The following is a 22,891-nucleotide window of genomic DNA, read 5'->3' on the forward strand; positions in this document are numbered from 1 at the left end:
CCGTCGACCCCGAGCCCCCCGAGGTAGCCCTCGTGCGTCCCACCCCCGCCGCGCGGCGCGACCCGCTGGCTCCCTCGGTGCGTGAGGCCCGGGAGGTGGTGGGGATGTACGGCGACCCCGACACCACGTGGGGCCTCTGCCTCGAGGTGCGACTCACCCGGCCGGAGGACGCCGGCACGGTGGCCGAGCGGGTGGCGAAGCTGTGCGCGCGTCGGCCCCACCTCGGGATCGCGCCCGTCATCACCCGGCATCGCGACTCGACGTGGGCCGACGCCCGGCGCGACGTCGCCGCCGCGCCCTACGGGCCGACGTCTCCACTGCTGCGCCTCGCCTTGACCGACGACGGTATGGGGATGTTGATCGGCGCCCACCACGGCGTCGTGGACGGCTTGGGCCTGCTCGCCGTGGCGGGCGCGGCGCTGGGGCGCGAGCTGCGCAGCAGCGCGCGCGGCATCGGAGAGCGCGCCGCCCCGCACGGCTTCGTCGGCTCCAGCGTGCGGCGGCTGGGGGAGGCCCTGGTCGCTCCGCCCGCGCGGTTCGTGGGTAGCGGCGGAGAGGGACCCGAGCCGGAGGACCTCAGCGTGGTGACGCGGCCCCGGGTCGGGCGCGGCACGGCCGACCTCGCCGCGGCGGTCCTCGCCCTGCACGCCGACCTGCCCACGGCGTCGCGGCGTCGCCCGGTGCTCGTGATCGGCGCCTCGCGCCGGCCCCGCGGCGTCCCACAGCCGGACCGGCAGACCGCCTACCTGCGCCTGCGCATGCGCCCTGGCCGGGAGGGAGCGGACCGGACGACGCTGGCGCGCACCATCGCGGACCTCCGGCCGGAGCCGGACTTTCCCGAGACCTCCGCGGGCGGAGCCGCGCCGCTCGTCGTCCGCCTGCTCAAGAACCGTCTGGGGGCGACGGCCATGCTCAGCAACCTGGGCGGCGTCGAGGGTGAGGGGCTCGCATCCGTGGCGATGTACCCCGCCCTCAGCGGACCGCGCTCGGTGGCGGTGGGTCTGGTCTCGACCGGGAGCGCGACGACCCTGACCCTGCGGACCCGCCGGGAGGAGTTCGACGTCGAGGAGCACGCCCGGCTGATGGCCGGGCTGGCCGACCGGTTCTTCGGCTGACCTCCGCGCTCAGAACGGCTCAGTACGGCTCAGTACGGGTCGTACGGCGAGTCGTGCCCGACCAGACGCGCGAGGGGTCGCAGGCGAAGGCGCAGGAGCACCTTGATGCCGACGTTGCGCAGCCACCACGGCAGCTCGCCTACGACGCGCAGCCGGTCCGCGAGTCGGGGGCGGCTCGTACGGAACAGCGCCATCGAGCCTTCGCGCCGGACGTAGGTGAGGTCGCGGGCGAACAGCACCCGGGCCAGGATGCCCAGGGTGACGCCGATGGAGGAGTAGGCGTCGTGAACGAGGATCGCGGCATCCGGTGGCAGGAAGGCGCGCCAGCGCAGGTCGTCGCTGAAGGTCCAGAAGTCGTGCTTGCCATCGATGTAGAGCAGATCGAGGCCCTCCGTCCACCCCGGGCGCGCCTGGGTGGAGTAGTCCTCCACGTGCCGGACCGAGCGCTGCACGCCGGCCTCGGCGAGGTGTGAGAGGAACTTGGCCTTGGTCGGCGCGCCGCCGAAGAGGCGACCGTCCACGAACGGGTCGATGGCGATGACGGTGCCGCCGGTGGCGTTGGCCACCTGCCCCAGCACCACCGTGGACCGGCCCTGGTGGCTGCCGATCTCCAGCATGGTCGCGCCCGGCGCGAGGGCCCGCGCCTCGTCGTACAGCAGCCGGGCCTGGGCTCGGGTGAGCCACCCCGGGATCCGGTCGGCGAGCGCCCACGCGTTGGCGAAGAGCTCATCGTCCGCGGTGGTGGTCACCGGCTCCCCACCGTGCCGAACCGGGCCGGAGAGTCCGTGCTGGGGCGGTGCGTGGGTCCGCACCTGAGACGACACCTTAGGATCACACGCGGCAGGTTACCGGTCGGTCAACGTCGCCGACGGCACGGAGGGGAGTCCACCATCGAACTCGCGCGCTCGCACGGGCTGAGGCTCGACGGAATTCGGGGACGCGGGCTCGTCTGGTGGGCCGTGCCCCTGACGTGGCTGTGGTTCCTCGCGATGTCCTTCCTGCAGCGCGTGGGCGCGACGACCTTCGACACCAAGTTCGACCTGACCGCCGGCCCCGAGCGGTTCTTGTCGCGCAGCCTCTCGCTGTGGAACCAGAACTCCTCGTTCGGTGAGCTGCAGAACCAGGCCTATGGCTACCTGTTCCCGCAGGGCACCTTCTTCCTCGTCGGGGACTGGCTCGGGGTGCCCGACTGGACCGTGCAACGACTCTGGAGCGGCCTGCTGCTCATCGTGGCCTTCGAGGGCTGCCGCCGGCTGTTCCGTGCGCTCCGTCCGGAGTCCTCGCCCTGGGCTGCCTGGTTCGGAGGCGTCGCGTACGCCGTGGCGCCGCGACTGCTGGGGCTGGTCGGCGTGCTCAGCGCGGAGGTGCTGCCGACCGCGGTGCTGCCGTGGGTCGTGCTGCCCATCGTGCTGGCCCAGCAGGGCCGGATCGGGCCGCGCGCGGGGGCCCTGTGGTCCGGGGCCGCCGTGCTGCTCCTGGGCGGCGTCAACGCCGTCGAGAACCTGGCGGCTCTGCCGCTGCCGCTGTTCGTCGTCCTCGCCACGGTGCGCCGCCCCGGAGGTGCCCGGCTGGCTCGCTGGTGGGTCGGCGCCGTCGCCCTCGCGAGCGCCTGGTGGATGCTGCCGCTGATGGTGCTCGGCCGCTACAGCCCGCCGTTCCTGGACTACATCGAGACCTCGATCGCCGTCGTTCGTCCGCTGGGCTGGACGAACGTCACCCGGGGCGCCGACCACTGGCTGTCGTTCTTCTACGTCGGCGGCCAGCCGTGGTGGCCCGGCTCCTACGCATTGGCCACCGAGCCGGCGCTGATCGTGGTCACCGCGCTGGTCGCGGCCCTCGGGATGCTCGGGCTGACGCGCAGCGGCATGCCGCTGCGCACCCCGCTCCTCGCCAGCCTGCTGCTGGGGGCCGTGTGCCTGACCATCTCCCGAGAGGGCGGCCTGGCCTCGCCGCTCCACGCGCAGTTCCAGTACCTGCTGGACGGCCCCTTCTCCATGCTCCGCAACGTGCACAAGGTCGACCCCCTGCTGCGGCTTCCGTTGGCGCTGGGACTCGCGCACGCGACCACCTGGCTCCTCCCCGCGGCCGGTCGCCGGCTGGCGGCGGCACGCACACTCACGGCGTCGGGCCTGGTCGTGCTGCTGCTCGTCGCGGCGCACCCGCTGTGGAACGGTGACCTGCGCAAGCCCGGCTGGAGCGAGGTGCCGGACGCCTGGCAGCAGGCGACCGACTACCTCGCCGAGGTCGACGGCACGGGCTCCGCCCTGGTGCTGCCGGGAGTCGGGTTCGGCCAGCAGTGGTGGGGATGGACCATCGACGAGCCGATGCAGGGGCTCGCGACCACCCCGTGGGCGGCGCGGAGCCAGGTCCCGCTGACCCCGGGCGGCACCATCCGCTTCCTCGACGCGATCCAGGAGCGGATCGCCGACGGTCAGGGCTCGCCGGTGCTCGCCGACGTGCTGGCCCGTGCCGGGATCGAGTACGTCGTGGTCCGCCGCGACCTGGACCTGTACTCCAGTGACGCGCCCGACCCGGCCCGGGTCGACCTGGCCCTGAGCCGCAGCCCCGGCCTGACCGAGGTCGGCTCCTTCGGCGAGTCCGGGGCCCAGGACCAGGCGATGGTCTCGGTGCTGCGCGTGGACCGTGCGGTGTCGCGGGTGGAGGCCGTCGCGGTCTCCGACGTCGAGACGCTGGCCGGCGGGCCCGAGGACGTGATCACCGCCGTCGAAGCCGGTGCACTGGATCCTCGCGCCCCCGTCGTGGTGAGGGGGGAGGAGAACTGGGACTCCCGAGCCCCCGACGTCGTGGCCGACGGCTACCGCAAGCGCGAGCGCGCGTTCGGCCGGCTCGAGGACGCGGTGGGCCAGGTCATGACGCGGGGCGAGGAGTACCGGACCTCGCGGACCGACCACGACTACCCCGGCCCCGAGGCCAGCCAGCGCGTCTACGCGGAGTACGAAGGGCTGGCATCCGTCGTGGCGTCCTCCTCGGGCGGCTACTCCGACAACTTCGGCGCGGTGCGCCCGGAGCTCGGGCCCTACGCCGCCGTCGACGGGCTCGACGAGACCTTTTGGCAGTCATCGCCCTTGACCGACCCGGAGGAGCAGTGGATCGAGGTCCGCTTCGAGGAGCCGGTGTCCTACCCGAGCGTCAGGCTCTCAATGGGCGTCGACGGCATCACCGGACTGCCCGTGCGTGAGGTCAAGGTGACGGCGGGCAAGCAGGAGGTCACGCGTCAGGTCGATCCCGACGTCGGACTCGTGGAGATCCCGCTGCGCGGTGCCTTCGACTCGTTGCGGGTGGAGGTGGTCGGGGCCGCCGGCACCGAGGGGGTCGTCGCGATCCGTGACATCTCCTTCCCCGGACTGGACGTCCAGCGGCGTCTGGTGGTGCCCGAGGCCGGCGCTGGCGACGAGACGACCTTCGTGCTGCGCTCCCGGGCGCATCGTCGGGGCTGCATCGACGCCGGCCTGGGCACGAACTGCGGGCTGCTCACCAGCCCCCGGCCCTCGGAGGAGGAGTCCGGGATGGTCCGCCAGATCACCGTCGACGAGAGCGGCTCCTGGGAGTTCGACGGCTCCGTGGTCGCACGAGCCACCACGGCCGCGCAGCGGCTCATGGAGCCGATCATGGGCCAGGCCCGGGTGCGCGCCTCCTCGACCTACCTGGAGGAGCCCGGCGCCGGTCCGCAACTGGCCTTCGACGCCAACCCGGCGACCTTCTGGGCTGCCGCCGCTCGTGACCCGCGGCCCACGCTCCGGCTCCGCTGGGGCCCGAGACGCACGGTGGACTCCCTCACCGTCAGCGAACCTCGAGGAACGGCGGTCGCGCCGACGGGGGGCTGGGTCTCCAGCCCCGGGGAGCCGCGGCAGCGGCTGCGCTTCGACGCCGCGGGCAGAGCCGAGTTCGCGCCGATCACCTCTCGGTACCTGCGGATCACCTTCGACCCGTTGCCCGCGGAGGTGGACAGCCCGCTGGGCGTCTCCGAGCTCAGCATCGACGGCCTCGACTCCCTGCGCTACTGGATGGACCGGGGCCTGCCCACCGGCTCGATCTGCGGCATCGGGCCGGAGCTTGAGGTCGACGGCCGCATCTACCCCACGCGGGTCACCGGCACGCTCGGACAGGTGATCGACGGCACCGCCATGCCGCTGGAGTCCTGTGAGGGACCGCTCCGCCTGGCACCCGGGACCCACGAGGTGCGGATCAGCGCCACGCAGCAGTTCGCCCCCACCCAGCTCACGCTGCGTCCCGCCGGGGGCAGGTCGACCGAGGCGCCGGAGCGCCGCGACGTGGCGATCGAGTCGTGGGAGTCGAACGAGCGCAGCGTCGAGGTCGCACCCGGCCCCGAGTCTCTCCTCCTGGTGCCGGAGAACGTCAACGACGGATGGGTGGCCGAGCTCGACGGTCGCGAGCTCGAGGCAGTGCGCGTCGACGGGTGGAAGCAGGGCTACCTGGTGCCGGAGGGCGAGGGTGGCCGCGTGAGCCTGACGTTCACCCCCAACGCCTGGTACCAGGCTGCGCTGGCGCTGGGTGGGCTGCTCGCGCTGCTCGTGGTGGGCGGGGCGGTGTTGGCGACGCGTCGGGAGCGGACCCGCGTGGTGCTGGCGCTCGACCCGGTCGACGACCCGTTGGGGTGGTCGCGATGGTGGCGCGCTCTCGGCGTCGTGGTGGCCGTGCTCGTGGGCGGTCCCGCCCTGGGCCTCGGCTTCCTGTTCGGCGTGGCAGGCGCCCGCCGGCTGGGCGACCCCCCCGCGCTGGGGGCCCTCCTCGTCGCCGCGGCCGGCGTCGCGGCGGGACTCGTCGCCATCTCCGAGCCTGGACTCCCTCCCGCGGTGTGCGACGCCATCGCCGGTGTCGGGCTCGGTCTGGTCGCCTCCGCGTTCGCGATCGGCGGCGCGAGCCGTGCGGGCCTGCCCTCCGACGGCGTCGCCGACGGTGGCACGGAGAGGGAGGCCCTCCATGGCTGAGCCCAGCTCGGTCTGGCGAACCTGGGCCGCGCCGTGGCGCTCCGCGGCCGGAGCAGTCGCCCTGGCCCTGATCGCGGGGCAGGCGGTCTGGCGCGGTGTCCTGCTGGGCCGGGGGTTCTTCACCCAGGACGACTACCTCATGCTGCGCCTCGGCGCGGAGCCGCTGAGCTGGGAGATGCTGACCCAGGACTACTCGGGGCACTTCTTCCCGGGCGGCTTCCTGTTCGCCTGGGCCCACGCCCACTACGCACCGCTCGACTGGGGCGTCGTCGTCGTCGAGATCCTGGTCATGCAGGCGATGGCGGCGGTGCTCCTGTGGATGGTTCTGTGCCGGATGCTTCCCGGATCGTGGTCGCGAGTCCCGCTCCTGACCGTGGGCCTCACCTGCCCGCTGGCACTGTGGCCGACCCAGTGGTGGGCGGTCGCCATCCAGTTCCTGCCCATCAGCATCTGCCTGCTGCTGGCCGTGTGGGCCTTGCTGGTGCATCTTCAGGAGGGGCGCCGCTGGGCCTTGCCGCTCGTGCTCGCCGCCACGGCAGGAGGGCTGCTCTTCCAGGAGCGGGCCGCGCTGTTCCCCGTGGTTCTGGGGCTGGTCGCCTGCGCCTGGTCGCCGGTGTCCGGGCCGCGGGCGATCCTCGAGGCACTGAAGTCGCGGTTGCTGACCCTCTGGGCCCCGCTGGTGATGCTGCTCGGGGCCTACCTCCTCATGCACCGGGCGATCGCGCCGATCGCGGCTACCTCTGCGGGCTCCGCCGGAGGCGGGCTCGAGCTCGTGGGCAACTTCGTGTTCCGCAACGCCGTCCCGGGCTTCGTCGGTGGCCCGTGGAGCCCGTCGGTGGTGGGCGACAGTCTGCTGATGCCGCCGACGTACGCGGTGGTCCTCGCCTGGCTGGTCGCGGGCTCGGCGGTGCTCTGGACGGTGCGCCGCGCCCGGCCCGCGCTCTGGGGGTGGCTGCTGCTCGCGATCTACGCCCTCGTCGACGTGGGACTGCTCTTCGCCGGGCGCTCCATGATGGGAGGGCTCTTCGGGCTGATCCCGCGCTACGCCGCCGACATGGTCCCGGTGCTGCCGGTCGCGCTGGCGCTGGTGGTGCGCGCGGTGCTCGCCGCCCGCGCTCCGACGCCCCTGCCTGCCGGGCGTCCTCGGGTGCCCCGCCGGCTCCGGGAGCTCCGGGTGCCCCGGCTGCCCGGTGCGGTCGTGGCCCTCGGGCTCACGCTCGTCTACGTGGCCTCCGCCGGCGTGACGACCGCGTCGGTCGCGTCGTACTCCTACAACGGCGAGGACCGTCGCTACGTCGAGACTCTGCGCGCGGAGCTCCGCGACCAGCCGGAGGTGGTCATCTACGACGGCAGGACCCCTGACGGCATCATGATCGGGTGGTTCGAGGACGACGCCCGCGTGTCCACCATGGTCGGCATCGCGCCGGAGAGCCCGGTCTTCGACCTGCCGAGCCACCGCATGCGGATGGTCGACTCCGATGGTCGGCTGCGCCCGATCGACCTCGTGGCCTCGACCAGGTCGAGGCCGACGGACAACGAGTCGTGCGGATATCCGATCACCCGAGACGGCGACGCGGTCCCCTTGGACGAGTCGATGTCCGGGGACCGCATGGTGGCCCGCATCAGCTACTACACGGCTGCCCAGGGGATGCTGAGGGTCGAGGCGTCCGGCGACGAGCAGGCGGTCCCGCTGCGCGGTGGTCTCAACGTCGTCGACCTGGTGGTCGGCGGAGACGTCGACGCCCTGCGGATGTCGCTACTGGACGAGGCCGCAGGGGAGCAGGCCGGGACGGTGTGCGTGGTGTCCGTGGAGGTGGGCTACGCGGTGCCGCGGGACTGACGCCCACCTGGGCAGGCCGGTGGCTGCCGCGCCGCCGACCTCGTCAGTGACGCGTCAATGACGTGGCTCCGGGCCCCGCACCGCGCGCAGCGCCAAGCCGGCGAGGACCACGACCAGCGCCGCGTCGACCGCCGCGACCGACGCCGCGAGGCCGGTGATGCCCGTCGCGAAGAGCCCGGCCGTCACGATCGCCGCGACCCCGGCCCAGATCAGGTACGTCGAGCGGTGGCTCTCTCGCCCCAGCGCGGAGTAGACGAGCAGCTGGAGGGTCGCCAGCATGATGCCGAGCAGCGCGAACAGCCACAGTCGTGACTCCACCTCGGCGTACTCGCTGCCTCCCACGAAGACCAGGGCGAGCGGGCTCAGCAGGTAGGCGCCCAGGGTGCACACGGCGCCGGTGCCGGCGAGGACCGCGAGCCCGCCCAGGAGCGCGGAGCGACGAGAAGCGTGGGCCGACATCGAGGGGAAGAGGACGACGATGACGAACTGCGGGAGGAACAGCACGGCCTTGGTGACGATCAGGCCTCCGGCGTAGAGACCGGCCGTGTGCTCGTCCAGGGTGCGGCGCGCGATGAGGACGTCGACGTTGGTGAGGACGAGGAAGGCGAGGAGCACGACCGAGCTCGACGCCAGCTCGGCGATCACCCGTCGGGCCGGCTCGGCAGGCAGGCTCGGCGCCGTGGGCCCCGGGTCGGCGCGCGGCCGGCGCAGCGCCCACCAGCCGACGGCTGCCGGAGCCGTCAGGCCCAGGAGCACCGCGAGCATGGCCGCCGTGGTGGTCGGGCTCACCGCGATGAACACGCAGCCCAGGAGCAGACGTGGCACCCCCATCGCCATGTAGAGCAGACCCAGGGCACGCCAGCGGCGCTCGCCTTGGAGCACCCCGGCCTGTCCGCCCATCACCGTGAGGGGGCCGGCCGACAGCCCGATCAGGAGGGCCGGCCAGGCGCTGTCCAGCCTGAGGAGGTGGACGACGGCGGGGGTCGCCGCGAGCGCGGCGAGGCTCACCACGACGGCGACCCGGTAGGAGAGCCTCAGGATCGAGCGCTCGACCGACCGCGAGTCATGGGCGTCCGCCGCGATACGACGCGCCGCCGTGGCCTGGAGCCCGAGCTGCGGCACCGAGAGGACCAGCAGGAAGGCCATCAGGCTGGCCACGGCGCCGTACTCGGCCGGACCGAGCAGCCGCGCCGCGACCATCTGGAACCCGTAGGTGGTCACGTTCATGACCAGCATCGCCACGGCGATGCCGGCACTGCCGCGCAGGCCGGCGCCCCTGGTGGCTGTGGGCATGCTCACCGGAGGACCTTAGGCCATGTGGCCCCGCGCCGCCGCCGCCGGTGCGGAAGCCGGCCGCCGCGCGTGGTTGGATCGCGCCGTGGCCCTAGACCAGCGACGTGGAGGACGCGCAGTCCAGGCGGCGCCGGCCCTATGGTCGCTGCTGCTCGCGGTGCTGATGCTCGGCCCGGCCCTGGGCAGGGGCTTCGTGCTCAGCTACGACATGGTCTGGGTGCCGGACCTCGCCCTGCGTGCGGACTTCCTCGGCATCGCGAGCGGGCTGCCCCGGGCGGTCCCGAGCGACGCCGTGGTGGCGGTCCTGGACGAGCTGGTGCCCGGAGAGCTGCTGCAGAAGCTGGTGCTGACGGCGGCGCTGGTCGGAGCGGGGCTCGGCGCGGCGCGGCTGGTCGGCGAGGTGTCGCTTTCCGGCCGGCTCATGGCGGTCACGGTCTACCAGTGGAACCCGCTGGTCGTCGAGCGGCTCCTGATCGGCCACTGGCCCGTGCTCCTGGGCTACGCCGCGCTGCCGTGGGTGATCCTCGGCGCGCGTCGGTGGCGCGGGACCGGCAGTCTTCCCCCCTGGTTGTGCCTGCTCATGCCCGTCGCCTCACTGAGCGCGAGCGCCGGAGTGGCCACCGCCCTCGTGCTCGTCCTGTGTGGGGCCACCCGCCGGCCGGCGCACCTTCTCCGGGTCGCCGGGCTCGCCGCCGCAGCGAACGCGCCGTGGCTCGTGGCGGGGCTCCTGCACGCGGCAAGCGCCACCACCGCCGGGGCCGGCGCGCGGGCGTTCGCCCTCGCCGACGAGGGGAGCCTTCCGGGACCGGTCGCCGCCCTCACGCTGGGGGGGATCTGGAACTCCGAGGTGGTGCCGGACGCCAGGGCCGGACTGCTGGGCTGGGTCGCCACCGTGCTCCTGGTCCTGCTCGCTGCGGCCGGCGCACGACGCTGGTGGCGGGGAGCCGATCGGCGCGACGCCGTAGCCCTGCTGGTGATGTGGGGAGTCGGCTTCACCCTGGCCGTGGCGACGTGGATGGCGCCGGAGACGGCCGGCTGGCTCTTCAGCACCGTGCCCGGTGCGGGCCTCTTCCGTGACGGTGCCCGCGCCCTGGTGCTCTGCGCCCCTCTCCTCGCGATCCTGGTCGCGCACGGCACCGAGCCCGTCCTCAGGCTGGTGGCGCCCGAGGCAGGGTCGCGCGCCGTCTTCGCGCCCGTGCTGGTCGCCCTTCCCGTCCTGGTGCTTCCCGGGGCGCTGTGGGGCGCGGGCGGCAGCCTGGGGGCGGTGGCCTACCCCGAGTCGTACGTCGCGGCTCGCGACGTCCTCGCCCGCGAGGGGCGCAGCGCCGGTGACCTGGTGAGCCTGCCGCTGTCGAGCTATCGCCAGCCGGCCTGGAACGACGACCGCAAGGTGCTCGACCCCGTGTGGCGGTATCTGCCCTACGACTATGTCGCCAGCGACGAGCTGGTCGTCGGTGGGACGACGCTGCCGGGGGAGGACCCGCGCGTCGCCGAGGTCGCCGAGGCCCTCGAGCTCGGCACTCCCGAGGCCAGGGCGAGCGCCCTGGCGGCGGAGGGGGTCGGGGTCGTGGTCGTCGACACCACGGCGGTGGGCACCGCCCCGGACGTGGCCGGGAGGGTCCTCCTCGACGGTGACCTGCGGGTGGTGGTCCTCGAGGACCCCGCCCGACCGGAGCGCCACACCTCGTGGACCATCGCGATGGTGGCCGCGTGGGCGGGGTTCCTGGGCTGCGTGGCCGCGGGCGTGCTGCAGGCGGCTCGCGCACGACGCCGCGGCCGGATCCAGCGCTAACCCGACGTTCGCGCTCGGCGCTGCTACGGTGTAGTCCCTACTAGGAGGGCAACACGTGCTTACCAACAGCTTGGTCACTCTGATCGCGACGATGGTCGTGGGCGGCGCTGTGGGCGCGGCCGCGATCGTGGGCCTTGTCAGCAGCCAGACGGCCGCACCCGACAAGTCCCCCGCGAGCGTCGAGAAGCCCGTCATCCAGTACGGCGAGTAGCCCCCTTCTCGACGCTCAGGCCCCCTCGTCGGGGTCCTGAGCGTCGATGCGTCGTCCCTCGCAGGCCGCCAGGACCACGACGGCGAACGACTCCTGGGCATGCTCCCAGGTGTAGGAGTGGCTCATCATCAGCGCGCCCGCGCCCAGCCGGTCCCGGAGCTCCTGGTCGCAGAGCAGGCGGCGAACGGCCGCGGTGAACTCGTCCTGGTCGGCTACCAGGAGCCCGGTCATCCCGTCGCGGACCGACTCCCGGGTCCCGCCGGCGGAGGCGTAGGCGACGGTGGGTGTGGCGTGCATCGCCGCCTCGCCGATCACCAGTCCCCACCCCTCCTTGATGGAGGGGAGGGCCAGCAGCCACGCCCGGGCGTAGATCTCGTGCTTGGTCAGCTCGTCCACGTGACCGTGGAAGGTGACGATGTCCGAGGCGTCCTTCTCGACGGCGTAGGCCCGCAGGTTGGCCTCCCACCACCCGGACCCCACCGCCTGGAGGCGGATGCCCGGGAAGTCCTGGCGCAGGGCGACGACGGCGTCGATCGCGTGCTCGACCTGCTTGTGCGGGACGAGCCTGCCCACGACGGCGATCGTCGGGTAGGGCGCCTTGGTCTCGTCGACCCGCACGACCCGGTCGGTCCCGTTGTGGACGATGGCGATGCGGTCGAGGTCGACCCCGAGCTCCCGCAGCTCGCCCCGAGTCGCGTGCGACACCGCGACGTACTGGGAACGCCGGTAGAGCCACGGCGCGAAGCTGCGCTCGATCCACCAGCCGAGCCGGGCCAGCGCGGGGCCGAACAGGACGCCCCACTGCTCGCGGTGGACATGGTGCACCAGGACGACCACCGGAGCCCGGGTGACGAGGCGCGAGAAGAACGGGAGGCCGTTCTGAACGTCGACGACGACGTCCACGTGACCGAGCCGGCCCAGGGCCAGCGCCAGCATGCCGCGCAGGTAGACGGTGAGCTTGGAGCCCCGTCGCACGTACCTGACCCCGTCCACGGTCTCGTCAGGAGGGGCAGCCGCGTGGGCGGCGCAGAGGATCGTCACGCGGCAGCCCAGTTCGGCCAGGCCCTCGGCGACCTTCTCGAGGTAGCGCTCGGCTCCACCGCCCTCGGGGTTGCGGGTGTCGCGCCAGCTGAGGAAGACGACGTGCTTGCCTGCGAGGTCATGGAGCCGGTGCATCCGCGACACGCTAGGGCACCCGCTAGTGTGCCGCGCGTGAAGGGCATACCTGGGCGCGCCAGGTCCAGGTCGAGAAGCCGGGCCACGCTCGCGAGGTCGGTCGCGCTGCTGCGGGCCTTCCGCTACGAGCAGCCCGACCCGCCTCGGTTCTACACCGCGCTGGCACGTGACTCGGTGGAGCAGCTGAGGGAGTACGCCGATCTCGACGGTGCCCTCCTGCTCGACGTGGGCGGAGGGCCCGGCTACTTCCGAGACGCTTTCACCGCCGCCGGAGCGCACTACCTCGCGCTCGATGCCGACGTGGGAGAGCTGTCCGGGCTCGGCGACATGCCGGCGGGCACCCTGCTGGGCAGCGGGATGGCCCTGCCGTTTCGCGACGGAAGCGTCGATGTCTGCTACTCCTCCAACGTCCTGGAGCACGTGAGCGACCCGTGGCTGATGGCGCAGGAGATGCTGCGGGTCACCCGCCCCGGTGGCACGGTGTTCCTCAGCTACACGGTGTGGTTCGGTCCCTGGGGTGGTCACGAGACCGCTCCCTGGCACTTCCTCGGCGGCCACCGAGCACGCGCGAGGTATCGGCGCACCCATGGCCACGAGCCCAAGAACCGGTACGGCGAGTCGCTGTTCAAGGTCACGGTGGGCCAGGCGCTGCGCTGGGCCCGGAGCCAGGACCAGGCCGACGTGGTCGAGATCCTGCCCCGCTACAACCCGGCGTGGTCGTGGTGGCTGCTGCGGGTGCCCCTCGTGCGCGAGGTGGCCACCTGGAACCTCGCCGTCGTCCTACGCAAGCGCTAAGGACCCCACCGGCATGGCGGTGCGACACCTCGGCGCGGGGTGCGCTACCGTGCACCGGATTTCATTGTGACGTTCATGACGTGAGGAGACAGGTGCGCACCGTAGTTGCTCGAGTGCTGATCGCACTCGGAGGTTTCTTGCTGGTGGCGGGCCTGGTGGCCCTCGTCTGGGCGCCGGGGGTCGTCAAGAAGACCCCCCTCGACGTGGACTCGGTGACCCACCTGTCCGGCGTCGGCGGGAAGGTCGACCTCGCCAGCGGCGAGATCGACTCGGGCCCGGTGCGGGCGTCGAGCATCACCAAGGCCGACACCGACGCCTCCGACGACGAGACGGCCGTCTTCGTGAACCACTCGTGCCTGATGAAAGACGAAGGGGAGGTCCCCGACTGCCTCGACGGCGACGACGAGCGGCTCCTGAGCGCCTCCACCAGCCTGTTCGCCACGGACCGCGAGACCGCGCTGTCGGTCGACAACGGCGACTACCTCCCCGAGGACGCCGAGCAGCCTGAGGGGCTGCAGAACAAGTGGCCCTTCGACGCCGAGAAGAAGGACTACCCCTACTGGGACGGCGTTGCCGGCAAGGCCGTCGACGCGGTCTACGACCGGACGGCGGAGGTGCGCGGGCTCGAGACGTACGTCTACCACGTGGTCGTGGACGAGGCACCGATCGAGGTCGCCGAGGGCGTCGAGGGCACCTACAGCAGTGACAAGGAGATCTACATCGACCCGGTCACCGGTGCCATCATCCACCAGACCGACAGCCAGCAGCGCTACATCGATGGAGGCCCGCAGGCACTGGAGCTGGAGCTCGCCTTCACCGAGGAGCAGCAGAAGACCAACGTCGACGACGCCAAGAGCAACCAGCGGACGCTGAGCCTGGTGACCGTCTGGGTGCCGATCGTGGGCATCTTCGGCGGGCTGCTGGCGCTGCTCGTCGGTGCGCTGCTCCTGCGGACCGGACGCCGCACCGAGACCGCCTAGCAGTACCCGGCCGGGCCGCTCTTCGCGGCAAGCCCGGTTGAGCGAACGAGAACCTCCGAGCGGGAGGTGGCCTCCGGCCACCCCGGCCGGAGGTTCTCGCGTGCTACGCCCCTCCAGACAGCGCCAATGGCTGCGGGTCGGGAGCCGGTCAGCCGTAGATGGCGAGGGCGATCATCGCCGCCCAGATCACCGCGAACGACTGCAGGACCCGGTCCGAGAGGGCGATCTCCTCGGGCTCGCCTGCCACTCCCGCGTCGACGTCGACGGCGTAGCGGAGGACGGCCAGCACGAACGGGGCCATCGAGAGCTCGGTCCACGGGATCGGTCCGGGGACGGAGATCTCGAAGGCCCACAAGCTGTAGGACATGATCAGGAGCGCCGCGGACGTGGACCACACGAAGCGGAGATAGGTCGCGGAGTACCTGCTGAGCGAAGGCCGGGTCACCGAGCCCCCCTCGACCTCCAGGTGCAGCTCGGCGTACCTCTTTCCTGCGGCCATGTACAGCGACCCGAACGACGCGATCAGCAGGAACCACTGCGAGAGGTCGATCCCGCAGGCGACCCCGCCGGCCACGGCCCGCAGCAGGAACCCGAGGGCGATGACGGCGATGTCGATCACCGGCTCGTCCTTCAGCACGAGGGAGTAGGCGACATTGACCAGGCAGTAGGACGCCACCACCACGGCCAGCTGCCACGACAGCGCCAAGGAGAGGCCGGTCGCCACGATCATGAGGAGGACGGCCACCCCCACCGCGATCCGTGGCGCGAGCCGGCCGGCCGCGATCGGGCGCAGCCGCTTCGTCGGGTGTGCCCGGTCCTCGACGACGTCGAGCACGTCGTTGACGAGGTAGACCGCCGAGGCCGCGAAGGTGAACAGGACCACGGTGAGCAGCGTGCGCGCCACCGAGTCGATGTTGTCCAGCTCGCCAGCGAACGCGGGGGCTGCCAGGACGACCAGGTTCTTGGTCCACTGCCGAGGGCGGACCGCCTGGGCGAGCGCGGGGCCGGCTGCGGGGAGCGAGGTCACGCGCGGACTATTCCACACGCTCCTGCCGCGCGTCGGCCGGCCCGACCCGCCCTACTCGATCGAACTGAAACACGTTCCAATTGGGTGTGACCTGCATTACTATGCGGCGACTGCATGTCCTTGGGAGGGGAACGCTGTGCGCAAATTTCTTGCCCCGATTCTGCTCGGCCTCGGTTGTCTGCTCCTGGTGGTGGGGCTCATGTGCCTGGCGTGGGCGCCAGGCCAGGTGAAGAAGCTGCCGCTGGACGTGGTCAGCGTGACCAACCTCAGCGGCACCGTCTCGAAGCAGGGTGCGCCGGAGAGCCCCGTCAAGGTGCAGAGCACCACCAAGGTGGACTCGAGCGCCTCGGACGACGAGACCGCGGCCTGGGTGAACACCTCGTGCGTCGTGATCGACCGAGACGATGCTCCGGCCTGTGTCGACGGAGACGACGAGCGGCTGGTCAGCGCCAGCACCGACGTCTTCGCCTCCGATCGGGTCACGGCGGTGGCCGTCCCGGACTTCGAGGGTCTGCCGGAGGCCACCGAGCACGAGGGCCTCATCAACAAGTGGCCCTTCGGTGCCGAGAAGAAGGACTACGAGTACTGGGACGGGACCGCCGGGGCGGCCTTCCCGGCCGTCTACGACCGCACCGAGGACGTCGAGGGGGTCGAGTGCTACGTCTACCGGGTGGCCATCAGCGACGAGGAGATCGAGGTCGCCGAGGGCGTGCCGGGCACCTACGACCAGGCGATCGAGATCTGGGTCGAGCCGACCACCGGTGCGATCCTGCAGCAGACGCAGGATCAGCAGCGTTTCCTCGAGGATGGCACCCAGGTGCTTGATCTCAAGATCGCGTTCACCGAGGACCAGGTGAAGGAGAGCTCGTCGGACGCCAAGGACAACGTGGCCCGGCTGAACCTCATCACCAAGACGGTGCCGATCGTCGCGCTCAGCGCCAGCGCGATCCTGATCCTCGCCGGGATCCTGTTGCTCCTGGGCGCCCACCGCGGCCGGGGCGCCTCGGCGCACACGCGGTCCGCGTGACGGCAGGCTAACCGTCGGCGCGGGCCGTCAGGTCCGCGCCGACGATCGCCGTGCCGGGCGTGAGGCGACCGCGCACCGCGGACCACCCTCCCCACAGCCGGTCGTGGCCCTCGGGCCACTCCGGCTCGAGCAGGGTCGTGATCGAGAAGCCACGCCCGGCCAGGAGCGCCACCCAGTCGCCGAGCGTGCGGTGGTGCTCGACGTAGGCCACCTCGCCGGTGGCCTCGTCGACCTCGACGTACGGCGTGCGGTCCCAGTAGGACTGGCTCGCGACGAGGCCGGCCTCGGTCGGGTCGTCGGGGAACATCCATCGCGTCGGGTGGGTAATCGAGAACGCGAAGCGCCCGCCCGGTCGCAGGACCCGTGCCGTCTCCCCGACGGCGCGGTCGATCTCGCTGACGAACTGCAGTGCGCCGAACGAGCAGAACACCACGTCGAACGAGGCGTCGCGAAACGGCAGGGACGTGGCGGTGCCCAGCACCGAGGGCACCGCGATGCCGGTCTGCTCGTCGAGGCGCCGCGAGTGCTGGAGCTGGCGGTGGGAGAGGTCGAGGCCGAAGGAGCGTCCGCCCTGGCAGCGGACCCAGCGCGAGCACTGGCCGGCGCCGGAGCCCACCTCGAGCACGTCCTTGCCGGAGACGTCGCCGAGGACTCCCGCCTGCTCCTCGGTGAGGCCCTCGGGGCCCCAGACGAAGCCGGCATCGCCGAGGAACTCGCCGTGCGTCGCCTGGTACTCATCGGCATAGCGGTCCCAGTCGGGGCCGTTGGCCGCCCGGGACTCCGCCTCGCCGACGGGCCGCCGCTCCACGCGCACCGGAGGGTGCGGCCAGTGTTCCTGCACGCACTCACGCTATCCCCTCGCCCCCTGCGACCATGGCCGGGTGGACTTCGCCTCGCTGACGCCGGTGCCCGGAGGGTGGTCGGGGGAGACCTTCCTGGCCGAGGCGGCGGGGGAGCGCCAGATCGTGCGGGTCTACGCCCGCCCACGCCCCGGTCGCGAGCACGCCCACGAGGTCGACGCGTCCCTGCTCCGCCTGGTGGGTGGTCTGCTCCCGGTCGCCGACGCCCTCGAGGCGCGCCGCGCCGACCCCGCCTCGGGGATGCCGGCGCTGCTGGTCACCAGCGTGCTGCCGGGCGAGCGGGGCGACCTGGTCCTGCCGCGGCTGGACGAGGAGGGCCTGGCGCGGATCGGTCGGGCGGTGGGCGAGGTGGTGGCGACGCTGGGCGGCATCGCGATGCTCCGCCCGGGGGCGTTCGTCGACGGCGACCTCACCCTGGGTGGCCTCGGGGCGCCCGACGGGCTCCCCGAGTGGGTCGCCGCCCACGAGGACGCACTGGCGCACTGGCCCCAGCGGGAGCTCCAGGGCCTGCGCGAGGTGGCCCTCGACGCCCAGGCGCTGCTGGACACGGTCGCCCGCACCTGCCTCGTGCACGGCGACCTCAACCCCAAGAACCTGCTCGTCGATCCTGGGTCGCTGGCCGTGACGGGGGTGGTGGACTGGGAGTACGCCCACGCTGGCCATCCGTTCACCGACCTGGGCAACGTGCTCCGGTTCGACCGGGAGCCGGCGTACGTCGAGGCCGTGCTGGGCGCCTACACCGAGCGGTTCCGGGCTCCGCCGCATGCCGCGCTCGAGCTGGCGCGGGCGGCCGACCTCTGGGCCCTCATCGAGCTCGCGGGACGGCGCGAGGAGAACCCCGTCGCCGCGCGAGCGGAGCGCCTGCTGCGCGCCGTCGCCCGGGGCGGGGACCTGCACGCCGGGGCCGGGAAGCTCAGGGAGTGACCCATTGACAGGTGACTTTAGAGTCACCTATGTTGGGCGGCATGTCCGAGACAGGGGAGTACGACGCGGCGGCGACCATCGCCGCACTCGCCGACCCTGGTCGTCGCGTCATCCTCGACCTGCTCCGGGCCGAGGACGGGCGGCCGGTGCGAGAGCTCGAGGAGGCGCTGCCTCACCTGGGTAGACACGCGGTCCTCAAGCACGTGCAGGTGCTCGAGCGGGCCGGCCTGGTGCTCACGCGCAAGGTCGGTCGGCAGCGCCTCTGCTACCTCAACCCCGTGCCGTTGCTGGACCTGGCCCGGCAGTGGACCACGGACTTCTCGGCCGGTTGGGCGCACCAGCTCATCGGCCTACGCGACCAGGCCGAAGCCATCGAGAGGAACCCCACCATGACCGACCTCAGCGCAAGCGCACCCGACTTCGTCCAGCAGGTCGTGATCCACGCCCCCGTCCAGCGGGTGTGGGACGCGATCACGACCGCTGACGCCCACCAGTGGTACTTCGGCTCGCGGCTGTGCACCACCGAGCAGGGCGCCGACTACACCGTGGACGACAGCGACGGCCGCACCCACATCCGCGGCACCAACCTCGAGGTGGACCCGCCCCGGCTGCTCGTCCAGACCTTCGACGCCCGCTGGGACGAGGGGGTCAGCGCGGACGAGCCCAGCCACCTGACCTGGAGGCTCGAGGAGCGCGGTCCGCTGACCTTCGTGACCGTCGAGCACCGCGGCGTCGCCGGCACCGAGACCGGACGCCAGTCCGTCGGGGGCTGGCCCTACCTGCTCAGCAACCTCAAGACCTACGTCGAGACGGGCACCCCGCTTCCGGTCGGCATGGCCGGCTGAGGCGGAGTCCGTCGCACGAGGCCCTGCGGGGCTCAGCCGCGCGGGCGCGGGTGGCGCGGGGTCGACCGGGCGTCGCTCGGGTCGGCCCCGGCCCTCACCTCGGTGCCGTCGCGCACTCCACCGCGGTCGGTGTCCCAGTGGGTCGGGTCGGAGCGGTGCCGCTGGAAGCGGGCGTTGGCCGAGCCCGTGACCTCCTGCCGGTCGCGCAGTCCGTCGCCGTCGGTGTCCTTGCGCAGCGGGTTGGTCCGCACGGTCCGGATCACGTAGGTCTTGCCCATCGGGACGCGGACCCGCGGGCGCACGGCGATGCCGCGCACCTCGCGGCGGTCGGCGAGGCCGTCGCGGTCGGTGTCCTTGCGCAGCGGGTCGGTCCGGACCCTCCCGATCATCGCGGAGCGGCGGGGGCCCGTCTGCACCCGCTGGCGGACCACGACGCCACGCACCTCGGCGCCGTCGCGCAGGCCGTCGTCGTCGGTGTCGGCGTCACGCGGGTCGGTCGAGCGCCGGCCGTGGCCGCTGTTGAGCGAGCCCGTCACCTCGGCGCCGTCGCGCAGACCGTCGCCGTCGCTGTCACCGTCGTTGGGGTCGGTGGCCCGCCGGCCGTGGGCGCGGTTGGCCGCGCCGCTGGTCTCCTCGCCGTCGGCGAGCCCGTCGTCATCGGTGTCGGGGTCGCGCGGGTCGGTCGCCAGGTTGCCGAAGCCGTCGTTGCTGACGCCGCTGGTCTCCTGGGAGTCGGTCAGGCCGTCACCGTCGGCGTCGATCGGCGCGCCCGGGTCCCGCGCGTCGGCGGGGTCGGTGCCGTCCTCCACCTCCTCGCCGTCGCCGGCCAGGTCGCCGTCGGTGTCGGCGGAGTTGGGGTCGCTCGGCACGCCGGGGTTGGCGGCGTTCTCCGAGCCGGTCACCTCCTCGCGGTCGGTCAGGCCGTCTCCGTCACTGTCTCGCTGCTCGGGGTCGGTGGGCTCGTTGCCGAACGCGTCGTTGGCCGAGCCCGTCGTCTCCTCGGTGTCGCTCAGGCCGTCACCGTCGGTGTCGGCGTCACCGGACACGGTGCCGCAGGAGACCCCGCCGGCCGGAGCGGTGGCGTGCGCCGTCATCGGGAACAGGTCGACCTCGGCCACGTCCACGACGCCGTTGAGGGTGACCTTCACGTGCAGCAGGGAGACCCGCGCGGTCACGCCGAGGCCGTTGGCACTCGTGGTGACGGTGGGCTCGGCCAGGCTCAGCTCGAGCAGCACCCCGGCGCCCGCGGGCACCGATGCGGGGGTGCCCGGCACGAGCGGCTCCCCGGCGACCTCCACCACCGGGGTGGAGTACGTCGCCCTGGTGCCGGCCGCGGTCCCGTCGGCGCGCGCCGTCAGCACCGGCGCGGAGGTCACCTCGACGAGCTCGCCACCGGCGAGCTCCAGCGCGACGGTGCTGCCGGTGACGCTGCTGACCACGTCGCGCCCGCCGTCCGGCCGCCCGTTGGGCTCCAGCACCGTGGACTGTGAGACCGACGCGGTGCCGGGCAGGCCGAGGAGGCGGCCCACGCCGGCGACCTCCAAGGCGCCGACATCGGTGGTGGAGACACTCGACCGGCTCACCGGCGTCGAGCCCGGCAGACAGCTCCCGTCGGCCCTGAACCTGGCGTGCGCGGAGGTCGTGGACGCCCCGAGGTCGAGCAGGTCGGGCACCTCCCCGTCCGCGACGTCGTCGGTGTCGGGGGCGGGGTGGTCCGGCGCCGCCGACTGCGCGGAGTCGGCGAGCAGGTCGAGGGGGACCGCCGCGAGGAGAGCGCCGTCGAGGTTGCGTGCGGCCGCCTCGGCGCGGGGGTGGGTCGCGTCGAGCGACCCCTCCACCCTGCCGACCGCGACGTCGGCCACCGCCGTGCCGAGCGCCGGGACGTCGAGCGCCGTGACGTGCAGGATCTCGCCGGTCGCGGTCGAGGTCGCCCCGGAGGGGACGGTCCGGGCGGCGGCCTGGGCCGGCGACGGGACGACAAGGAGTGAGTAGAGGGCGAGTGTCGACAGACCGAGTGTCGCCCCGAGGGGACGGATGCATCTCATGCGCTTCTCTCCTGAGCTCAGGGGGAGCGGGCGCGCGTGCCGCGGACACGCAAGGGCGGGAGCACGACCCTGGGACGTGGGGCGCGGTCACTGTGGTGCGGTCGGGGGACAGGAGGGAGCGTCTGCGATGACTGCGCCTTACCATGTCCCGCTTACCCCATGCCCCCCGCCCCTAATCACTCCAAATCACAAAGGTGGGGAGAGGCCGGTTGGACTCGCGTGCGCGAGCGAGCGTAAACTCGCGAGTTGCGCCTGTTGTCTGCCTGGGTTCCATACGGAGCGGACTCTCGCTCGCTATCACCGCCTGGTCCCGCATCGCGGGGAGCCGGGGCTCACATCGGTAGTGAAACCGGACCTCGGGCGTGCCCGCACGACATCTGCCCACCAAGGAATCACCTCCCTTATGACGAGCACCCTGATCCAGCCGGACTACGACGCGCCCCAGGTGGCGGTCAACGACATCGGGTCCGAAGCAGACTTCCTCGCGGCCATCGACGCGACCATCAAGTACTTCAATGACGGCGACATCGTCTCCGGCATCATCGTCAAGGTCGACCGCGACGAGGTCCTCCTCGACATCGGCTACAAGACCGAGGGTGTGATTCCCTCCCGCGAGCTGTCGATCAAGCACGACGTCGACCCCAACGAGGTCGTCGCCGTCGGCGACGAGGTCGAGGCCCTGGTCCTCCAGAAGGAGGACAAGGAAGGCCGCCTGATCCTGTCCAAGAAGCGCGCCCAGTACGAGCGCGCCTGGGGCACCATCGAGCAGGTCAAGGAGGAGGACGGCGTCGTCGAGGGCACCGTCATCGAGGTCGTCAAGGGCGGCCTCATCATCGACATCGGGCTGCGCGGCTTCCTGCCCGCCTCGCTGGTGGAGATGCGCCGCGTGCGCGACCTGCAGCCCTACGTGGGCCAGGTGCTCGAGGCCAAGATCATCGAGCTCGACAAGAACCGCAACAACGTGGTCCTGTCGCGTCGCGCCTGGCTCGAGCAGACCCAGTCCGAGGTGCGCCACGGCTTCCTGACCCAGCTCCAGAAGGGCCAGATCCGCAAGGGCGTCGTGTCCTCCATCGTCAACTTCGGTGCGTTCGTGGACCTGGGCGGCGTCGACGGGCTGGTGCACGTCTCGGAGCTGTCGTGGAAGCACATCGACCACCCCTCCGAGGTCGTCACGGTCGGGGACGAGGTCACCGTCGAGGTGCTCGACGTGGACATGGACCGCGAGCGCGTCTCGCTGTCGCTCAAGGCCACGCAGGAGGACCCCTGGCAGCACTTCGCCCGCACCCACCAGATGGGTCAGATCGTGCCGGGCAAGGTCACCAAGCTGGTGCCCTTCGGCTCGTTCGTGCGGGTCGAGGAGGGCATCGAGGGCCTGGTGCACATCTCCGAGCTGGCCGAGCGCCACGTGGAGATCCCCGAGCAGGTCGTCCAGGTCAACGACGACGTCATGGTCAAGATCATCGACATCGACCTGGAGCGTCGCCGGATCTCGCTGTCGCTCAAGCAGGCCAACGAGACCGCGACCGCGGCCGACGTCGAGGAGTTCGACCCCACGCTCTACGGCATGGCGGCGACCTACGACGAGCAGGGCAACTACGTCTACCCCGAGGGCTTCGACCCCGAGACCGGCGAGTGGCTCGAGGGCTTCGACGAGCAGCGTGCGATCTGGGAGGAGCAGTACGCCAAGGCGCACGCTCGCTGGGAGGCGCACGTCAAGCAGCAGGCCGAGGCCAAGCAGGCCGACGTCGAGGCCGGCGAGGCCACGACGTACTCCTCGGGCGGCGACGCCGACGTCGAGACCGGCGGCTCCGCCGAGGGCGGCTCGCTCGCCTCGGACGAGGCGCTGCAGGCTCTGCGCGAGAAGCTCACGGGCGGCCAGGCCTGATCGGCCGAACCACCCCCGCACGACACTGAAGGGCGCCCACCGCGCGGGGGGCGCCCATCGGGGGTGTGGGGGGGCGGTGGGGTGGGCAGGCGGGCGGGGGCAGGTG

The 22,891-nt window shown here is 72.4% G+C and carries 17 protein-coding genes; 11 read left to right on the forward strand and 6 right to left on the reverse strand.

What is annotated here, in order from left to right; translation table 11 throughout:
* Positions 1 to 32: 32 nt before the first annotated feature.
* Positions 33 to 1,115, forward strand: a complete 1,083-nt coding sequence (locus LRP67_RS12075; protein WP_231270411.1) for a hypothetical protein — start codon at positions 33 to 35, stop codon at positions 1,113 to 1,115.
* Between the two features lie 29 nt (positions 1,116 to 1,144).
* On the opposite strand, the gene LRP67_RS12080 is transcribed toward LRP67_RS12075, so the two are convergent.
* Positions 1,145 to 1,864, reverse strand: coding sequence for a class I SAM-dependent methyltransferase (locus LRP67_RS12080; protein ID WP_231270412.1), 720 nt, complete (start codon positions 1,862 to 1,864; stop codon positions 1,145 to 1,147).
* A gap of 210 nt (positions 1,865 to 2,074) precedes the next feature.
* Here LRP67_RS12080 and LRP67_RS12085 point away from each other — a divergent pair, with 210 nt between their 5' ends.
* Positions 2,075 to 6,085: an alpha-(1->3)-arabinofuranosyltransferase family protein gene (locus tag LRP67_RS12085; RefSeq protein WP_231270413.1), complete on the forward strand. Its 4,011-nt coding sequence runs from the start codon at positions 2,075 to 2,077 to the stop codon at positions 6,083 to 6,085.
* Positions 6,078 to 7,925 (forward strand): hypothetical protein, encoded by a 1,848-nt coding sequence (locus LRP67_RS12090; protein WP_231270414.1) that lies wholly within the window; start codon positions 6,078 to 6,080, stop codon positions 7,923 to 7,925. The genes LRP67_RS12085 and LRP67_RS12090 overlap by 8 nt, the downstream gene beginning before the upstream one ends.
* 54 nt (positions 7,926 to 7,979) lie before the next feature.
* On the opposite strand, the gene LRP67_RS12095 is transcribed toward LRP67_RS12090, so the two are convergent.
* Positions 7,980 to 9,218 carry a lipopolysaccharide biosynthesis protein gene (locus tag LRP67_RS12095; protein WP_231270440.1) on the reverse strand — a complete coding sequence of 413 codons (1,239 nt, stop codon included), beginning with the start codon at positions 9,216 to 9,218 and terminating at the stop codon, positions 7,980 to 7,982.
* 85 nt (positions 9,219 to 9,303) lie between these two features.
* Here LRP67_RS12095 and LRP67_RS12100 point away from each other — a divergent pair, with 85 nt between their 5' ends.
* Together LRP67_RS12100 and LRP67_RS12105 are read left to right on the forward strand one after the other, a co-directional pair.
* Complete coding sequence (locus LRP67_RS12100; RefSeq protein ID WP_231270415.1) at positions 9,304 to 11,010, forward strand: hypothetical protein; 1,707 nt, start codon at positions 9,304 to 9,306, stop codon at positions 11,008 to 11,010.
* Between the two features lie 55 nt (positions 11,011 to 11,065).
* Positions 11,066 to 11,221 carry a hypothetical protein gene (locus tag LRP67_RS12105; RefSeq protein WP_231244118.1) on the forward strand — a complete coding sequence of 52 codons (156 nt, stop codon included), beginning with the start codon at positions 11,066 to 11,068 and terminating at the stop codon, positions 11,219 to 11,221.
* Positions 11,222 to 11,236: 15 nt separating this feature from the next.
* On the opposite strand, the gene LRP67_RS12110 is transcribed toward LRP67_RS12105, so the two are convergent.
* Positions 11,237 to 12,397, reverse strand: coding sequence for a glycosyltransferase family 4 protein (locus tag LRP67_RS12110; RefSeq protein WP_231270416.1), 1,161 nt, complete (start codon positions 12,395 to 12,397; stop codon positions 11,237 to 11,239).
* Positions 12,398 to 12,433: 36 nt separating this feature from the next.
* On the opposite strand from LRP67_RS12110, the gene LRP67_RS12115 reads away from it, so the two are divergent.
* Together LRP67_RS12115 and LRP67_RS12120 are read left to right on the forward strand one after the other, a co-directional pair.
* Positions 12,434 to 13,192 (forward strand): class I SAM-dependent methyltransferase, encoded by a 759-nt coding sequence (locus LRP67_RS12115; protein WP_231270417.1) that lies wholly within the window; start codon positions 12,434 to 12,436, stop codon positions 13,190 to 13,192.
* Between the two features lie 113 nt (positions 13,193 to 13,305).
* Positions 13,306 to 14,172 carry a DUF3068 domain-containing protein gene (locus tag LRP67_RS12120; RefSeq protein WP_231270418.1) on the forward strand — a complete coding sequence of 289 codons (867 nt, stop codon included), beginning with the start codon at positions 13,306 to 13,308 and terminating at the stop codon, positions 14,170 to 14,172.
* Positions 14,173 to 14,320: 148 nt separating this feature from the next.
* Here the strand turns inward: LRP67_RS12120 and LRP67_RS12125 are convergent, their stop codons facing one another.
* Complete coding sequence (locus LRP67_RS12125) at positions 14,321 to 15,199, reverse strand: decaprenyl-phosphate phosphoribosyltransferase (RefSeq protein ID WP_231270419.1); 879 nt, start codon at positions 15,197 to 15,199, stop codon at positions 14,321 to 14,323.
* On the opposite strand from LRP67_RS12125, the gene LRP67_RS12130 reads away from it, so the two are divergent.
* Positions 15,084 to 16,226, forward strand: coding sequence for a DUF3068 domain-containing protein (locus tag LRP67_RS12130; protein ID WP_269211512.1), 1,143 nt, complete (start codon positions 15,084 to 15,086; stop codon positions 16,224 to 16,226). The genes LRP67_RS12125 and LRP67_RS12130 overlap by 116 nt on opposite strands.
* Positions 16,227 to 16,233: 7 nt before the next feature.
* Here the strand turns inward: LRP67_RS12130 and LRP67_RS12135 are convergent, their stop codons facing one another.
* Positions 16,234 to 17,067 (reverse strand): class I SAM-dependent methyltransferase, encoded by an 834-nt coding sequence (locus tag LRP67_RS12135; protein WP_231270421.1) that lies wholly within the window; start codon positions 17,065 to 17,067, stop codon positions 16,234 to 16,236.
* A 40-nt stretch (positions 17,068 to 17,107) separates the two neighbouring features.
* Here LRP67_RS12135 and LRP67_RS12140 point away from each other — a divergent pair, with 40 nt between their 5' ends.
* Together LRP67_RS12140 and LRP67_RS12145 are read left to right on the forward strand one after the other, a co-directional pair.
* A complete protein-coding gene (locus LRP67_RS12140) occupies positions 17,108 to 18,010 on the forward strand; it encodes a phosphotransferase (RefSeq protein ID WP_231270422.1) in 903 nt (300 codons plus the stop codon).
* A gap of 41 nt (positions 18,011 to 18,051) precedes the next feature.
* On the forward strand, positions 18,052 to 18,855 hold the full coding sequence (locus LRP67_RS12145; RefSeq protein ID WP_231270423.1) for an SRPBCC domain-containing protein: 804 nt from the start codon (positions 18,052 to 18,054) through the stop codon (positions 18,853 to 18,855).
* 32 nt (positions 18,856 to 18,887) lie between these two features.
* Here LRP67_RS12145 and LRP67_RS12150 read toward each other — a convergent pair whose 3' ends face one another.
* On the reverse strand, positions 18,888 to 20,900 hold the full coding sequence (locus LRP67_RS12150; protein WP_231270424.1) for a binary toxin-like calcium binding domain-containing protein: 2,013 nt from the start codon (positions 20,898 to 20,900) through the stop codon (positions 18,888 to 18,890).
* 403 nt (positions 20,901 to 21,303) lie between these two features.
* On the opposite strand from LRP67_RS12150, the gene rpsA reads away from it, so the two are divergent.
* On the forward strand, positions 21,304 to 22,785 hold the full coding sequence (gene rpsA / locus LRP67_RS12155) for a 30S ribosomal protein S1 (RefSeq protein WP_231270425.1): 1,482 nt from the start codon (positions 21,304 to 21,306) through the stop codon (positions 22,783 to 22,785).
* Positions 22,786 to 22,891 lie beyond the last annotated feature (106 nt).

The sequence above is a fragment of the Nocardioides sp. cx-169 genome, assembly GCF_021083605.1.
In the GTDB taxonomy this organism is placed as follows: domain Bacteria; phylum Actinomycetota; class Actinomycetes; order Propionibacteriales; family Nocardioidaceae; genus Nocardioides.

Bases quoted from the DNA above. Each gene is read 5' to 3' on its own strand.
- rpsA (WP_231270425.1), top strand. From the start codon at position 21,304: ATGACGAGCACCCTGATCCAGCCGGACTACGACGCGCCCCAGGTGGCG.
- LRP67_RS12145 (WP_231270423.1), top strand. From the start codon at position 18,052: ATGTCCGAGACAGGGGAGTACGACGCGGCGGCGACCATCGCCGCACTC.
- LRP67_RS12110 (WP_231270416.1), bottom strand. From the start codon at position 12,397: ATGCACCGGCTCCATGACCTCGCAGGCAAGCACGTCGTCTTCCTCAGC.
- LRP67_RS12150 (WP_231270424.1), bottom strand. From the start codon at position 20,900: ATGAGATGCATCCGTCCCCTCGGGGCGACACTCGGTCTGTCGACACTC.
- LRP67_RS12130 (WP_269211512.1), top strand. From the start codon at position 15,084: ATGTTGTCCAGCTCGCCAGCGAACGCGGGGGCTGCCAGGACGACCAGG.
- LRP67_RS12090 (WP_231270414.1), top strand. From the start codon at position 6,078: ATGGCTGAGCCCAGCTCGGTCTGGCGAACCTGGGCCGCGCCGTGGCGC.
- LRP67_RS12095 (WP_231270440.1), bottom strand. From the start codon at position 9,218: ATGCCCACAGCCACCAGGGGCGCCGGCCTGCGCGGCAGTGCCGGCATC.